Below are 15,693 nucleotides of genomic sequence, written 5' to 3'. Positions count from 1 at the left end.
ACCAGCCGGGCTTATTCCGGTTGCCGCGTTTCCGGTTTGTCGGCATCGTTCTGTGCCAGCATTTTTTCCAGTGCGTCGCCACCCAGATGACGAAAATCCTGGCCTTTGACGAAGTAGAAAATGAACTCGCAAATGTTCTGGCAGCGGTCACCGATACGCTCTATGGAACGGGCACAGAACAAGGCGGTCAGTACGCTGGGAATGGTGCGAGAGTCTTCCATCATGTGGGTCATTAACTGACGCACAATGCCTTCGTACTCTTTATCCACCTTCTTGTCTTCCATGTAGATGCGTTTGGCTTCATCCAGATCCATACGGGCAAACGCGTCCAGCACATCGTGCAGCATCTGCACGGTGTGGTTACCCAGCGACTCCAGGCTCACCAGCAGCGGCTGATGCTGGTGAGAGAACTTCTCCAGCGCAGTACGGCAGATTTTATCCGCCACATCGCCGATACGCTCCAGCTCGGAAATCGTCTTGATGATCGCCATGACCAGACGCAAGTCACTGGCCGTCGGCTGGCGCTTGGCGATAATACGCACGCACGCCTCGTCGATAGCCACTTCCATCATGTTCACTTTTGAGTCACCTTCAATGACACGCTGCGCCAGTTCCGCGTCGCGGTTATGCATCGCGGTGATGGCGTCGGTCAGTTGCTGTTCCACCAGCCCGCCCATGGTCATCACCTGGGTGCGGATGCTTTCCAGCTCGGCATTAAACTGACCGGAAATATGTTTGTTTAGATTGAGATTGTCCATGATACTCCCGTAATCAACCGTAACGACCGGTGATGTAATCTTCGGTCTGTTTCTGCCGTGGCGCGGTAAACAGAGTATCGGTATCACTGAACTCAATCAGCTCGCCCAGATACATAAACGCCGTATGGTCGGAACAACGCGCTGCCTGTTGCATGTTATGCGTCACGATCACCACGGTATAGTCTTTCTTTAATTCAGAAATCAGCTCTTCGATGCGGCCGGTAGAGATCGGGTCCAGCGCCGAACAGGGTTCATCCAGCAGCAGAACGTCTGGACGAATGGCAATGCCGCGGGCGATACACAAACGCTGCTGTTGACCGCCAGACAAGCTGTAACCGCTCTGGTGCAACTTATCCTTGGTTTCCTGCCACAGTGCCGCTTTGGTCAGCGCCCACTGGACACGCTCGTCCATCTCTGCACGCGATAGCTTTTCAAACAGCTTCACCCCAAAGGCAATATTGTCGTAAATAGACATCGGAAACGGCGTCGGCTTCTGGAACACCATGCCCACCTTGGCGCGCAGCAACGCGATATCCTGGCTATCGGTCAGAATATTGTTGCCATCCAGCAGAATATCGCCTTCGGCACGCTGCTCAGGGTAGAGCTGATACATTTTATTCAGGGTACGCAGCAAGGTAGATTTACCGCACCCCGACGGCCCGATAAAAGCCGTCACCTGATTTTTGGCAATATCCAGCGTGATGTTTTTCAGCGCATGAAATTTTCCATAATAGAAGTTCAGATTGCGCACCTGGATTTTGCTGGCGGATGTCTCTGTGACCATACTCATCAAGACTTCTCTCTTCTGGCGAACGCCGCCTGTGCGACGCCCGGATATTCATTTAATGTTGCGTTATTAAGGTGTCTTTTTAGCGCGCTGTTAATGTGATTTTTTGGCGAACAGCACACGCGCCAGAATGTTCAGCACCAGCACACACAGGGTAATCAGCAATACCCCGGCCCACGCCAGCCCTTGCCACTCTTTAAACGGACTCATCGCAAATTTAAAGATGGTGACCGGCAGGTTGGCGATCGGCTGCATCAGATCCGTACTCCAGAACTGGTTCGACAGCGAGGTAAACAGCAGCGGTGCGGTTTCCCCGGCGATACGCGCTACCGCCAGCAACACCCCGGTGATGATGCCGGATACCGACGCTTTCAGGGTAATGGCCGAGATCATCTTCCATTTCGGCGTCCCCAGTGCGTAAGCCGCTTCACGCAGACTATCCGGCACCAGTTTCAGCATGTTTTCCGTGGTACGGATAACGATAGGCACCTGCAACAGCGCCAGCGCAATCACCCCGGCCCAGCCAGAGAAGTGTTCCATCTTGGCCACGACCAGCGTGTAGACGAACAGCCCCACCACAATCGACGGTGCCGACAGCAGGATGTCGTTAATAAAGCGAATTACTTCCGCGATCAGCGACTTGCGGCCGTACTCCGCCAGGTAGACGCCCGCCAGAATCCCCAGCGGCGTGCCAAACAAGGTTGACCACAGAATTAACAGCCCACTGCCGACAATCGCGTTGGCCAAACCACCACCCGCCGTATTCGGCGGCGGCGTCATTTCGGTAAACAGCGACAGCGACATGCCGTCAATGCCTTTAGTCACGGTGGACATCAGAATCCACACCAGCCAGAACAAGCCAAACGCCATGGTCAGCATCGACAAAAACAGCGCGACGCGGTTTTTCTGGCGACGCCAGGCCTGCATCTTGCGGCGGGTTTCCATCGTGTCAGAACGGTTTTCAATACCAATGCTTGCCATTAGCGTGCTCCTTCGTTTTTAGCCAGACGCATGATCATCAGCTTCGAACAGGCCAGCACGATAAACGTAATCACAAACAGGATCAGGCCCAGCTCCATCAACGCAGCGGTATGTAACCCGGTATCCGCTTCGGCAAATTCGTTAGCCAGCGCAGAGGTGATACTGTTGCCCGGCATATAAAGCGAGAAACTATCAAACTGGTACGTGTTGCCGATGATAAACGTCACCGCCATGGTTTCACCCAACGCACGGCCCAGTCCCAGCATCACGCCGCCAATCACACCGTTTTTGGTGAACGGCAACACGATGTGCCAGATAACTTCCCAGGTGGTACAACCGATGCCATACGCCGACTCTTTCATCATCACCGGCGTTTGCTCGAACACATCGCGCATCACCGCGGCAATGTAGGGGATTATCATGATAGCCAGAATCACCCCGGCGGCCAGAATACCGATACCGAACGCCGGACCGGAAAACAGCGTGCCGACCAGCGGAATACTGGAGAGCACGCTACCCACCGGCTGTTGGAAATATTTAGCGAACAGCGGGGCAAACACGAACAACCCCCACATGCCGTACACGATGCTGGGGATAGCGGCCAGCAATTCGATAGCCACACCCAGCGGACGTTTCAGCCAGCCTGGCGCCAGTTCTGTCAGGAACAATGCGATACCGAAACTGATGGGGATGGCGATAATCAGCGCGATCAGCGAGGTCACGATGGTGCCGTAAATCGGTACCAGTGCGCCAAATTGTCCGGCGGGCGCATCCCACTCTTTGGTCCACAGAAAGGAGAAACCAAACGTTTTGATGCTTGGCCATGAGGCAAAAATCAGGGAAACGATAATTCCGCCCAGCAGCAGCAACGTCAACAGGGCCGCCAGTCTGACCAGCGCCCCGAACAGTATGTCGCCCTGTTTTCCCGGAGGTGTAATAGTTGGCTTTTGCTCAGCCATACGTCTCTCTTCTTTCAGATAACTACGTCTTTGCGATAATTGGGGGAGCCCCCAACCAATGTCAGAGGTGGATACCCCGTTTCCGGTTTATCCACCTCTCGATACTCACACAACCGATCCGGCTAAGCGCAATCAGTACAGCGCTTTATCACTGCTGTCTTTCACCTGGCTTTTCCAGGCAGCGCGAATTTGCGCAACCACTTCATTCGGCAGGGTAGCGTAGTCCAGTGCTTTCGCCTGTGCGCCACCTTTGTTGTAAGCCCAGTCAAAGAACTTCAGCACTTCTTTGCCCTGCTCAGGTTTATCCTGCTTCTTGTACATCAGGATGAACGTGGTGGTGGTAATCGGCCACGCGTTGTCGCCTTTCTGGTTGGTCAGGTCCTGAGCAAAAGACTTGCTCCAGTCAGCGCCTTTAGCCGCGTTGCTGAAAGACACTTCCGTCGGGGTGACCGCTTTGCCATCAGCAGAAACCAGCTTGGTGTAGGTCAGGTTATTCTGTTTGGCGTAAGCGTACTCAACGTAGCCGATAGACCCCGGCAGACGCTGAACAAACGCAGCGATACCGTCGTTACCTTTACCACCCAGACCGGTCGGCCAGTTAACGGTATTGCCCGCACCAATCTTCTCTTTCCACTCGCTGTTCACTTTCGCCAGATAGCTGGTGAACACGTAGGACGTACCAGAACCGTCGGCACGACGTACCACAGCGATATCCTGATCCGGCAGTTTCACGCCCGGGTTCAGTTTGGCGATGGCTTCGTCATTCCATTTTTTGATCTTGCCCAGGTAGATGTCGCCCAGCGTTTTACCGTCCAGCGTCAGTTCACCGGATTTCACGCCCGGCAGGTTCACCGCCAGTACCACACCACCGATAACAGTCGGGAACTGAATCAAACCTTCCTGGGTCAGTTTGGCATCTTCCAGCGGGGCATCTGACGCACCGAAATCAACGGTTTTAGCCAGAATCTGTTTCACGCCACCGGAAGAACCGATACCCTGATAGTTAACTTTGTTACCGGTTTCTTTTTCGTAAGAGTCAGCCCACTTTGTGTAAACCGGGGCAGGGAAAGTGCCACCAGCACCGGTAATATTTGCTGCGGCAAACGCAGAAACCGCCGTCAGAGAAAAACTTGCTGCAACAATACTGGCAATAGTGGTACGCATGAGTTTCATAATCCCTCCTGTGGGATACCTAAACGTGTAGACCCGGAGCTATTGTTTAATCAGAGTGTAGTTTGCTGGTGGAGAAAATAGGTCAATTCAGTGACAGTAAAATGTACGCAATATGACAGTTATGTGACAGGCGAGTCAGATTCAGCGAATCATACGGGGGTAGCGCTCAATAAAAGCAGGTCGGCGGAACATTAATACACATTGATAATTAAGGAAAAATCACACATTAGTGCGTTTATCACCCTCTGCGTCCACGCTCTTTTTCCAGCATTCCCCCTAAACCAGAAAATGACGCCGTGTCACAAACAAGAACAGCACACCACACGTAATCGTTGTGTTATCTGCCTTCAGTTTACGCCGCCTGCATCACCGATTTATGTCATCGCCTGATTTTTGTTTCTTCCCAGTCTCGATCTCCACTGGCGATAAAAAAACCTGTTCTATACTCAGATATATAATTGAAAAAACACGCTCTCACGTCAGGACCCCACTCCCCTACAGGATGTTTTCACGCTTTTATCACCGAACCTAATAGTCGCGTTTTTCTGTTCTGGCACCAGGAAACAATGCACTGATTTTATTTATATTTACAGGAACAGTGACAATGAAAAAATATAACGCCGACGAGCAGCGCGTCGCGAAAATCAATGAGTATCATTTGCTTGACTTAGGCTTACAGCAATCGTTTCAAAACCAGGTCATTTTATTTACACGCATACTGAATTTTCCCGCTGCCTTTATTTCGATTATCGACCAGGATAAGCAGTGGCTGATTTTCAGCGAAGGTATCGATATTGAATGCACCGACCGGGATCTGGCGTTTTGCAACACGGTGATTGCCAGCGCTACCACCGTGTTTGTGTCAGATACCCTGACGAATAACCTGTTTTGCCAACATCCATTAGTGACCGGAGCCCCGCATATCCGCAGCTACTTTGGTATTCCTCTGGTGCTCGACGAGGTTGTCGTCGGCTCGCTGGCCGCCATTGACTATCAGCCGCGCATCCTTGATGAGACGACGCGCGAAACCGCCGCTTTCGTTGCCAGCACCACCGAATTCCTGTTTAAGTTGCAGAATGCACGGTTATATCGGGAGCAGGAAATCCAACTGCTGAATAACTCATCCGTGGTGCTCGTCAACTGGCAGCAGGACAATATGCTGCACATTTCCTATATCTCGCCCAACGCGCAGCATGTGCTGGGTGTCAGCAAAGAAGAAATCCGCCACCACTGCGCGATGATGGAAAGCTATGTCCACCCAGATGATTACGAGAATCTGTTATTTGTACTGGATAACCATAAAAAAGGGGTGGCCAATCTGGAATGTGAATACCGCTTTTTGTCGCCCGGGGGAAAAACCTTGTGGATTCGACAGCTTTCCACCGCCAATTACCATCACAATGGCAAACTGAGCCATGTACAGGCATTGCTGATCGATAACTCTCACCAGAAATACCTGCAAAAACTGCTGGTGGATACCAATAATCAGATGCGACTGGTACTGGAGTCATCCAGCCTTGGCACCTGGGACTGGGATTTAGGACGGCACACCATTCGCGTTAATAAACAATGGTGTGAAATGATGGGGATCACACAAGACCAGTTCGACTCCTCACTGGACTACTGGCAGCAATTAATGCATCCACTGGATCGGGAAAACATGGTACGCGCGGCGGAAGCCTGCGCCACCGGCCAGACGACGCTAATCAATGAACAATACCGGATGCGCCATAGTAAAGGCGATTGGGTATGGATTGAAACCTACGGCAAAGTGGTGGAATACAACGAAAAAGGCAAACCGATTCGGGTTGCCGGTACCCATCGTGATATCACGGAAAAGAAAAACAAAGAATTGCAGGAAGAGGCGGATAAACGCCTGCTGGAATTGATTAACCGTGCGCAAAAGATCTTTCTGGAAAAAACGGATATTCAGGAGGCCTGCATGTCCATCTTTGACGACCTGCTCTCTATTTCGGCGTCAGAGTTTGGTTTCATCGGCCAGGTCAGAGAGCACGATAATAAGAAAGTGCTGCACATCGTCGCGATTTCCAATGTCAGTTGGAACGGCGACAGTAAAAACTCTTACGACACGTTCCTGCAAAACAATTTGCAGTTCACCAGCCTGGATAACCTGTTCGGACATGTAGTGATCACCGGCAAACCGGTGATCACTAACTCACCACGCACACATTCCGCCTCGCGCGGCGTGCCGAAAGGCCATCCCATCCTGCGTCAATTTATGGGCTTACCCATCTATTTCCGTGATGAAGTGGTCGGCATGATCGGATTGGGTAACCGCTTTGACGGCTACAATGAACAGCAATTGCGCTTTCTCAGCCCGTTCGTGGATACACTGGGCTCACTGTTCTACGCGCTTGAAACCCAGCGCGCCAGAGAAGAGCTGGAAGCCAAACTGCTGGAAATGGCGAATACAGACCCGCTGACCGGTATCCACAACCGACGCGCTTATATTCTGGAAGCGGAAAAGTGCTACCGTAACAACGAGAAAAATACCGCGCTGGCGATTATCGATATCGACTTCTTCAAAAAGGTTAATGATCAGTACGGTCACCACGTCGGTGATGTGGCGATCTGTCGCCTGGCAGAAATCATTACCAGTAAACTACGTACTGATGACTTTGTTGCCCGGTTGGGGGGCGAAGAATTCGGCCTGATTATGCATCACGCCAATCCCGATAATGTGGATGCCATTATGAACGGCATCCGTATCGAAGTGGAAAATACCCTATTCACCGTCGACGGTTATTCTTTCCATTTTACTATCAGTATCGGTGCCACCTTTATCAAGCACCGCCATGTTCAAAACCTGAAAGACAACTTTGAAAGCGACATGAAACGGGCCGATGATGCCCTGTACGAAGCGAAAAACGCAGGCCGCAATCGGGTGGTGTGGAAATAAAAGGTATTGATTGAGTCGTCGTACTTTCATTCTAAAATACAATGAAAAAAGCCCTGAGATAGAACCCCAGGGCTTTTGATATATGTTTTTCGGGTCAAGATTAAATACTATCTGCCCTTTTACTCCACCGTCACCGATTTCGCCAGGTTGCGCGGCTGGTCTACATCGGTGCCTTTAATTAAGGCAACATGGTAAGACAGCAGTTGCAACGGCACGGTATAGAAGATCGGTGCAATCACTTCTTCTACGTGCGGCAACTGGATAATCTTCATCATATCGCTATCGGAGGTGAACCCAGCCTGTTCATCAGCAAACACGTAAAGTTCGCCGCCACGTGCACGCACTTCCTCGATGTTGGATTTCAGTTTTTCCAACAGGTCGTTGTTGGGTGCGACCACGACGACTGGCATATCGGCATCGATCAACGCCAGCGGCCCGTGTTTCAGCTCACCTGCGGCATAAGCTTCCGCATGGATGTAGGAAATCTCCTTGAGTTTGAGCGCCCCTTCCATCGCAATCGGATACTGGTCGCCGCGGCCCAGGAACAATGCGTGATGTTTATCGGAGAAACCTTCCGCCAGCGATTCGATCAGCTTGTCTTGCGACAGCATCTGTTCGATACGCGCCGGTAATGCCTGCAACGCATGCACGATATCTTGCTCGATACGGGCTTCCATACCACGCAAGCGACCGATGCGCGCCACCAGCATCAGCAACACCGTCAATTGTGTCGTGAATGCCTTGGTGGATGCCACACCGATTTCGGTACCAGCACGGGTCATCAGCGCCAGATCTGATTCACGCACCAGCGACGAACCCGCTACGTTACAAATCGCCAGCGACCCCAGATACCCCAGTTCTTTCGACAAACGCAATGCCGCCAGCGTATCAGCCGTTTCACCGGATTGGGACAGGGTAATCATCAGGCTATTGGGGCGGACCGCCGGTTTGCGATAGCGGAATTCTGAGGCGATTTCCACATCACACGGAATCCCTGCCAGCGACTCAAACCAGTAACGCGACACCATGCCAGAGTTATAAGACGTACCGCAGGCAATAATCTGAATATGCTGAACCTGTGCCAGCAGCGCATCCGCTTGCGGGCCTAACTCGGACAGGTTGATCTCGCCGTGACTAAAACGCCCTTCCAGGGTGTTTTTGATGGCCATCGGCTGCTCGTAGATCTCTTTTTGCATGTAGTGACGGTACGCGCCTTTATCGCCGGCATCGTACTGTACCTTTGATTCAATTTCTTCGCGTTCAACGTCCTGCCCCTGGCGGTTGACGATGCGCACGGTACGACGCGTGACTTCGGCGATGTCACCTTCTTCCAGAAAGATGAAGCGACGGGTTACCGGCAGCAATGCCAACTGGTCGGAAGCAATAAAGTTTTCACCGACACCACGGCCAATCACCAACGGGCTACCAGAGCGTGCAGCAACCAGTACGCTGGGGTCACGGCTATCCATCAGAACCATGCCATACGCACCGCGCAGTTGTGGGATCACGCGCTGTACAATATCCAGCAACGAACCGCCGTTTTGCTGCTGTTCCCAGTGCACCAGATGGGCCACCACTTCCGTATCTGTTTCGGAAACAAAATGATAGCCACGGGATACCAGTAACTCGCGCAGCGGCTCATGGTTTTCAATGATACCGTTGTGCACCACAATAATGTCGCCGGACACATGCGGGTGAGCATTCTGCTCAGACGGTTCACCGTGGGTCGCCCAACGGGTGTGGGCAATGCCGGTTCCGCCCAACAGCGGATGCTCTTCCGCCGCCTGAGCCAGCACCTGCACTTTGCCCAGACGACGCAGGCGGGACACCGTCCCTTCACTATTCACCACCGCCAGACCGGCAGAGTCATAACCACGGTACTCGAGGCGGCGTAGCCCCTCTAGCAGGATCTCAGCAATATCTCGTTGCGCAACAGCGCCTACAATTCCACACATCGGTTGTATTCCTGTAAACGTGACATATTGTGTCACCACGATGTCTTTAGACCTGATTGTTCCGGTTTTTTCCGGGTTCCCCGAGCCTTGTAGAGAGTGGGGATTTTTATGTTTTGACCTGAATTCCCTCAGGGAACACAGGGCAAAACCGTCTTATATCAAGACGTGTTCTCCCTCGGATCGGTACGCCTTCATGCGCCTGCGCAGAAAACCGAATCCAAGGGAGTAAGACCCTTATTTTTTCTTCACCGGGCGTTTCCAGCCGCTGATATGGGTTTGCTTAACACGGCTAATAACCAGCTCATTTTCCCCCACCTCACGGGTGACGGTAGTCCCAGCCCCAATAGTCGCGCCATTAGCCACCTTAACAGGCGCTATCAGCTGACTATCCGAACCGACAAACACATCATCGCCAATCACCGTCTGGTGCTTATTAGCGCCATCGTAGTTACAGGTAATCACACCCGCACCAATATTCACACCAGAGCCAATGTCCGCATCGCCAAGGTACGTCAGATGACCGGCTTTCGACCCTTTGCCAAGACGCGCTTTTTTCAATTCGACGAAATTGCCGACATGCGCTTCTTCTTCCAGCACCGCACCGGGACGCAGGCGGGCGAACGGCCCAACGGTACAACGCGCTTGCAACACCGCATTTTCCACCACGGTGTACGGGCTGAGTTCGCAATCATCACCGATCTCACTGTTTTTGATTACACAGCCCGCACCAATTTTCACCCGATTACCCAGCGTCACCCGGCCTTCCAGAATGACGTTGGTGTCGATAGTCACGTCACGCCCGTGTACCAGTTCGCCACGTAAATCAAAACGGGCTGGATCCAGCAGCATGACCCCCGCCAGCAACAACTGCTCCGCCTGTTCGCGCTGGTAAGTGCGCTCCAGCGTTGCCAGTTGCAGACGGTTATTGATGCCTTCCACTTCACTCAGACGCGACGGATGTACCGCCACCACCCGCTGCCCTTCCTGCGACGCCATGGCGATGATATCGGTAAGATAATATTCACCCTGTACATTGTGATTATTGAGCTGGCTTAACCAACGCTTCAAATCACGGCCACCGGCCACCAAAATACCGGTGTTGATTTCCGTAATGGTACGCTGCTGCTCGGTGGCATCTTTATGTTCCACAATCCCCACCACGTCGCCGTTCTCACGCACAATACGGCCATAACCGGTAGGGTCAGCCAGATTGACGGTCAGCAAGCCAATCCCGCCTTGCGGTTTGGCGGCGGCCAGGCGCTGCAACGTGGCAGGAGAAATTAACGGCACATCGCCGTACAGAATCAGAATGTCTTCGTTATCGTCAAACCCATCTGCCGCTTGTTGCACCGCATGGCCCGTTCCCAACTGCTCGGCTTGCAATACCCAATTCAGCGATGTTTCCGTCAGCGTTTCGCGAATCAGGTCCGCACCGTGTCCGTACACCAGGTGAATACACCGGGCACCAACACCCTTCGCCGCATCGATCACATGCTGAACAATTGGTTTACCCGCCAGAGGGTGAAGCACTTTGGGAAGATCGGAATACATGCGGGTTCCCTTGCCGGCGGCAAGGATAACCACGCTCATTGCACTGTTTGACATAGGCATCCTGACTAAAAACTGAATGGTGTCCGATTGAGTACGGACGAACGAAAGTAAACCCGTTATTACACCGGATTACTACATATTTTTCAGCAAAAAATACGTCCCAACGCCTACTCCAGGCTGAAAAAACGTATTAACGTGAGTTTACTCAACCCGGCAGGATTCAGGTAACGCGAAACGTTCCCACCCTCAGCATCTCCTGCAATAACCAGAGTCTGTAAATGGAATAACAGCGAGCGATCATTTCATCGAACCGAGACACATACAACAAAATGAAACTAATTGTTTCATTAAGTGAATTTCATCACTCAGTTTGTGAGGCAACAAAAGAAACGACGTTTCATTTTTTGAGATAATGCGCCGCTCAAAACAAATAATGATGGGGAAAATATGAAATACGCTACTTCGGGGTTACTCTCTGTCGCCCTTAATTCGCTTTTGCTTCTGGGTTCCCACACCGCCTTTGCCACCACTCAGGATACCGCACCAGTGTGGCACAGCATCGCGTTTGGTCAGTCTACCGATGTGAACTTCGCCACCAACGTATTGCCGGGAAAAGTCGGCGTTAACGACGTTATTATCAACGGTAAAAAGCTGACTGTTAATGATAAAGCCAGTCTGGCTTCTCCGGTTACTATCGAAAGTCGGGGAGGAAAAATCGCCAACACCCATGACGGCCTGACCTTTTTCTATACCCAATTGCCTGCCAATGTGAATTTCACATTGCAATCTGACGTCACCGTCGATCAGTTCGGGCCGGAAAACGACGCCAAACCCAATGCCCAGGAAGGGGCCGGTCTGTTAGTTCGCGATATCCTTGGCGTCCCCCGGCAGGAACCATTGAAAGAAGGGTATGAAGAGTTTCCAGCGGCGTCGAACATGGTGATGAACGCCATCATGACGCAGGACAAAAAATCGAAAACCGATGTGAAAATGCAGCTCATTAGCCGCGATGGCGTGACACAACCCTGGGGTAATACCAACGCAGAAATTACCCGTACCAGTTATCAGGAAAAAATTAACCTGGAGCAGACCTCAACATTTCGTCTGAAACTGGAACGCACCAACGATGGCTTCATCACCGCTTATGCACCCAAAGGCAGCGACCAGTGGGTCAGTAAAACCATAAAAGGGGCGGATCTCGTTACTCAACAAGACAAAAGCCACTACTATGTGGGATTCTTCGCCTCCCGTAATGCGAAAATAACCATCAGTAACGCCAGTCTGACCACCAGTCCAGCCAACACGATACCTTCCGCGCCATTCAAAGCTGAAACCACGGCACCGTTGTTGCAGGTTGCTTCTTCCTCGCTTTCTACCGGTGATACCTATCCGGTACAGGCGCGGGTGAATTACAACGGAACGATTGAAGTATTCCAAAGCGGCAAATCGTTGGGTAAACCGCAACATGTTCGCGCCGGAGATTATTTTTCTCTGACAACCAGGCTGACGCAGCCAAAATCAGAGTTCAAACTGGTCTACATTCCTGAAGAAGGTGAAGACAAAACCGCAAAAGACACCTCGTTCAGTGTAGAAAAAATCACGCTGGCCGACGCCAAAAATCTGTATGTCTCCCCGGAAGGTAACGCTGGCAACAACGGCAGCAAAAACGCACCATTGGATATTAAAACAGCCATTAATGCGTTACCTGCTGGCGGCACAGTATGGCTGATGGATGGCGATTACAGCGCGACCGTTATCCCGGTCAGTGCCAGCGGTAACGCCAGAGGCATTAAAACGCTGATGCCGGCAGACAAAAAAGCGGTTTTCCACGGCCTGCAACTCAACGCCAGCTACTGGAAAATCAAAGGGATCGAAATCACCGGGAAGAGTTTCCGCATTGAAGGCAGCCACAACCAGATTGAACGGGTACTGGCACACCACTGCGATAATACCGGTATTCAGGTTTCATCCAGCGATAACGTGGGTCGTCCGTTATGGGCCAGTTATAACCTGATCCTGAATTCAGAATCCCACAGTAATCAGGACCCGAGTAAAAAAGACGCCGATGGTTTCGCAATAAAAATGCGGGTTGGCGAGGGTAACGTCATTCGCGGTGCCTTCTCCCATGATAACGTTGATGACGGTTTCGACCTGTTCAACAAAATTGAGGATGGCCCGAATGGCGCGGTGTTGATCGAGAACTCCGTCTCGCTCAACAATACCAGCAATGGCTTCAAGCTGGGTGGTGAAGGCCAGCCTGTCGCGCATCAGGTGAAAAATAGCATAGCTATCGGTAACCACATGGACGGGTTTAGCGACAACTTCAACCCCGGCGCACTACAGGTCACCAACAATATCGCGCTGGATAACGTGCGCTTTAACTTTATCTTCCGGCCAAGCCCTTACTATGGCCCGGAAAAACAAGGTATTTTCAAAAACAATATCTCACTGCGCACCCGCCCAGGCAAATATGATGACGCCGTCGTCGGCAGGGTAGATGCCAGCAACTATTTCATCAAAAATAACCATTCGCTCAACAGCGAAGGAAAAGAGATCACGACGGCGAATTATAAATCTGTCGCGATACCGGCGGTATTCAGCCGTGATGAAAAAGGCAATTTGCAGTTGGGTGATTTTCTGAAAAAGAAATAACGCCGAACGGGTGAAAACAGAGAGGCGGGGCCTTCCCATCCGTCTTTCCGTCTTTTTTCCAACCATAAAAAAAGCCAGCTTGAATCAGCTGGCTTTTTTACATCTGCATGATAGTTACATCAGCATCTGTTACATCGCTTTTTTGGTCAGCTCAATGACGCGCAGTTTGGCGATGGCTTTTGCCAAATCAGCAGAGGCTTGAGCATAATCCACATCACCGTGTGAATTGCGAATATGCTCTTCGGCTCTGCGTTTCGCTTCCAGCGCACGCGCTTCATCAAGATCCTGCCCACGAATGGCGGTATCGGACAGCACGGTCACCATATTCGGTTGTACCTCAAGGATACCACCGGACAGGTAGATATACTCTTCTTCGCCGTGCTGTTTAACAATGCGCACCATACCAGGCTTAATGGCCGTGAGCAGGGGGGCGTGGCCAGGATAGATTCCCAGTTCGCCTTCGCTACCGGTCACCTGGATCTTCTGCACCAGACCGGAAAACATTGCCTGTTCCGCACTAACGACATCCAGATGGTAAGTCATAGCAGCCATATCACCCTCCTATCAAGGCGTTACAGTTTCTTGGCTTTTTCCACTACTTCATCAATGGAACCAACCATGTAGAACGCCTGTTCCGGCAGGTGGTCGTATTCGCCTTCCATAATGCCTTTGAAGCCACGGATGGTGTCTTTCAGAGTCACGTATTTACCCGGAGAACCGGTAAATACTTCAGCTACGAAGAACGGCTGAGACAGGAAGCGCTGGATCTTACGTGCACGGGATACCACCAGCTTGTCTTCTTCAGACAGCTCGTCCATACCCAGAATCGCGATGATATCCTTCAGTTCCTGGTAACGCTGCAGAATAGACTGCACACCACGCGCCACATCGTAGTGCTCCTGACCCACGATCAGCGGATCCAGCTGACGGCTGGTGGAATCCAGCGGGTCAACGGCCGGGTAGATACCCAGAGAGGCGATCTGGCGGCTCAGTGTTACTGTCGAGTCCAGGTGCGCAAAGGTGGTTGCCGGTGACGGGTCAGTCAAGTCATCCGCAGGCACGTAAACGGCCTGGATAGACGTGATTGAACCAGTCTTGGTGGAGGTAATACGCTCCTGCAACACACCCATTTCTTCTGCCAGCGTCGGCTGGTAGCCTACCGCGGACGGCATACGACCCAGCAGTGCAGATACTTCCGTCCCCGCCAGGGTATAACGGTAGATGTTATCCACGAACAGCAGAACGTCACGACCTTCGTCACGGAATTTTTCCGCCATGGTCAGACCGGTCAGCGCCACGCGCAGACGGCTACCCGGCGGCTCGTTCATCTGGCCATACACCAGCGATACTTTGTCGATAACGTTGGAGTCGGTCATTTCGTGGTAGAAGTCGTTACCTTCACGGGTACGCTCGCCCACGCCCGCAAACACAGAGTAACCGGAGTGCTCAATCGCGATATTACGAATCAGCTCCATCATGTTTACGGTTTTACCTACACCCGCACCACCGAACAGACCAACTTTACCGCCTTTAGCGAACGGACAAATCAGGTCGATAACCTTGATACCGGTTTCCAGCAGTTCCTGGGAGTTGGACAGTTCTTCGTACGTCGGAGCCGCACGGTGAATTGCCCAGCGCTCTTCTTCGCCAATCGGTCCTTTCATGTCGACCGGCTGACCCAGTACGTTCATGATACGACCCAGCGTCGCTTTACCAACCGGTACTTCGATCGGGTGCGCCAGGTTAGTGACTTTCAAACCACGGCGCAGGCCGTCGGAAGAACCCATTGCAATACAACGAACCAGGCCGCCACCTAACTGCTGCTGCACTTCCAGCACCAGTTTCTCAGCCCCGTTCTCTACCTCAATCGCATCGTACACATTCGGTACGGCTTCCTGAGGGAACTCGACGTCCACCACGGCGCCGATTACCTGGATAATCTTTCCAGTAGCCATCT

The 15,693-nt window shown here is 52.0% G+C and carries 11 protein-coding genes; 2 read left to right on the top strand and 9 right to left on the bottom strand.

All coding sequences use genetic code 11. The annotated features are described in order from the left end of the window. Positions 1 to 11: 11 nt before the first annotated feature. From phoU to pstS, 5 genes are all read right to left on the bottom strand, one after another. Positions 12 to 758 (bottom strand): phosphate signaling complex protein PhoU, encoded by a 747-nt coding sequence (gene phoU / locus FAZ14_RS10160; protein ID WP_016941643.1) that lies wholly within the window; start codon positions 756 to 758, stop codon positions 12 to 14. A 13-nt stretch (positions 759 to 771) separates the two neighbouring features. Then, a complete protein-coding gene (pstB, locus tag FAZ14_RS10155; RefSeq protein WP_012886779.1) occupies positions 772 to 1,548 on the bottom strand; it encodes a phosphate ABC transporter ATP-binding protein PstB in 777 nt (258 codons plus the stop codon). A gap of 90 nt (positions 1,549 to 1,638) precedes the next feature. Continuing rightward, on the bottom strand, positions 1,639 to 2,526 hold the full coding sequence (pstA, locus tag FAZ14_RS10150) for a phosphate ABC transporter permease PstA (protein ID WP_016941644.1): 888 nt from the start codon (positions 2,524 to 2,526) through the stop codon (positions 1,639 to 1,641). Next, on the bottom strand, positions 2,526 to 3,485 hold the full coding sequence (pstC, locus tag FAZ14_RS10145) for a phosphate ABC transporter permease PstC (protein ID WP_019844268.1): 960 nt from the start codon (positions 3,483 to 3,485) through the stop codon (positions 2,526 to 2,528). The genes pstA and pstC overlap by 1 nt, the downstream gene beginning before the upstream one ends. A 132-nt stretch (positions 3,486 to 3,617) precedes the next feature. Next, positions 3,618 to 4,658 (bottom strand): phosphate ABC transporter substrate-binding protein PstS, encoded by a 1,041-nt coding sequence (gene pstS, locus FAZ14_RS10140; protein WP_016941646.1) that lies wholly within the window; start codon positions 4,656 to 4,658, stop codon positions 3,618 to 3,620. A gap of 604 nt (positions 4,659 to 5,262) precedes the next feature. Here pstS and FAZ14_RS10135 point away from each other — a divergent pair. Then, positions 5,263 to 7,578, top strand: coding sequence for a diguanylate cyclase (locus tag FAZ14_RS10135; RefSeq protein WP_153508480.1), 2,316 nt, complete (start codon positions 5,263 to 5,265; stop codon positions 7,576 to 7,578). A gap of 119 nt (positions 7,579 to 7,697) precedes the next feature. On the opposite strand, the gene glmS is transcribed toward FAZ14_RS10135, so the two are convergent. Together glmS and glmU are read right to left on the bottom strand one after the other, a co-directional pair. After that, complete coding sequence (gene glmS, locus FAZ14_RS10130; RefSeq protein WP_016941648.1) at positions 7,698 to 9,533, bottom strand: glutamine--fructose-6-phosphate transaminase (isomerizing); 1,836 nt, start codon at positions 9,531 to 9,533, stop codon at positions 7,698 to 7,700. Positions 9,534 to 9,767: 234 nt separating this feature from the next. Then, complete coding sequence (gene glmU, locus FAZ14_RS10125) at positions 9,768 to 11,138, bottom strand: bifunctional UDP-N-acetylglucosamine diphosphorylase/glucosamine-1-phosphate N-acetyltransferase GlmU (protein ID WP_016941649.1); 1,371 nt, start codon at positions 11,136 to 11,138, stop codon at positions 9,768 to 9,770. Between the two features lie 393 nt (positions 11,139 to 11,531). On the opposite strand from glmU, the gene pelX reads away from it, so the two are divergent. Then, on the top strand, positions 11,532 to 13,736 hold the full coding sequence (gene pelX / locus FAZ14_RS10120; RefSeq protein ID WP_153508479.1) for a pectate disaccharide-lyase PelX: 2,205 nt from the start codon (positions 11,532 to 11,534) through the stop codon (positions 13,734 to 13,736). 129 nt (positions 13,737 to 13,865) lie between these two features. On the opposite strand, the gene FAZ14_RS10115 is transcribed toward pelX, so the two are convergent. Continuing rightward, positions 13,866 to 14,279: a F0F1 ATP synthase subunit epsilon gene (locus FAZ14_RS10115; protein WP_026357867.1), complete on the bottom strand. Its 414-nt coding sequence runs from the start codon at positions 14,277 to 14,279 to the stop codon at positions 13,866 to 13,868. A gap of 29 nt (positions 14,280 to 14,308) precedes the next feature. Further along, the gene (atpD, locus tag FAZ14_RS10110) at positions 14,309 to 15,691 is read right to left on the bottom strand and encodes a F0F1 ATP synthase subunit beta (protein WP_016941651.1); all 1,383 of its coding nucleotides are present in this window, start codon (positions 15,689 to 15,691) and stop codon (positions 14,309 to 14,311) included. Between the last annotated feature and the right edge of the window lie 2 nt (positions 15,692 to 15,693).

The sequence above is a fragment of the Dickeya oryzae genome (assembly GCF_009372235.1).
In the GTDB taxonomy this organism is placed as follows: Bacteria; Pseudomonadota; Gammaproteobacteria; order Enterobacterales; family Enterobacteriaceae; genus Dickeya; species Dickeya oryzae.
The sequence above is the reverse complement of the archived record's forward strand: the minus strand, read 5'-3'. Positions and strand labels throughout refer to the sequence as shown.